Source organism: Neisseria sp. P0009.S007 (assembly GCF_051962515.1).
This window is the reverse complement of record NZ_JBQCVF010000823.1, coordinates 1-580: the sequence shown is the minus strand read 5'-3', so window position 1 is coordinate 580 and position 580 is coordinate 1. Positions and strand designations below refer to the sequence as shown.

The 580-nt window shown below is 57.4% G+C and carries 1 pseudogene; it reads left to right on the top strand.

Annotated elements, in window-relative coordinates:
- Positions 1 to 580, top strand: a pseudogene (locus ACTHS3_RS16605) (RNA-binding transcriptional accessory protein); the annotation flags it as partial.

The following is a 580-nucleotide window of genomic DNA, read 5'->3' as shown; positions in this document are numbered from 1 at the left end:
ATACCGTACGTCTGACTTGGCGCGCAAAAATCTTTTTGTCGTTAGAACTTGAAGCCCTAAATCGTTTGAAAGAAGCCGCCGACACTGACGCGATTACCGTGTTTTCCCGCAATCTCAAAGACTTGCTGCTTGCCGCGCCCGCCGGACGGCTGACTACTTTGGGTCTCGACCCCGGCTACCGCAACGGCGTGAAATGCGCCGTGGTGGACGACACGGGCAAGCTGCTGGATACCGTCATCGTCTATTTGCATCAAGAAAACAATATGTTGGCAATACTGTCGCGCCTGATTAAGCAGCACGGCGTGAAGCTCATCGCCATCGGCAACGGCACCGCCAGCCGCGAAACCGACAAAATCGCGGGTGAACTGGTGCGTGAAATGTCGGAAATGGGGCTGCACAAAATCGTCGTGTCCGAAGCCGGCGCGTCGATTTATTCCGCGTCCGAACTGGCGGCGCGCGAGTTTCCCGACTTGGACGTTTCCCTGCGCGGCGCGGTGTCCATCGCCCGCAGGCTGCAAGACCCACTCGCCGAATTGGTCAAAATCGACCCCAAATCCATCGGCGTGGGGCAGTATCAGCA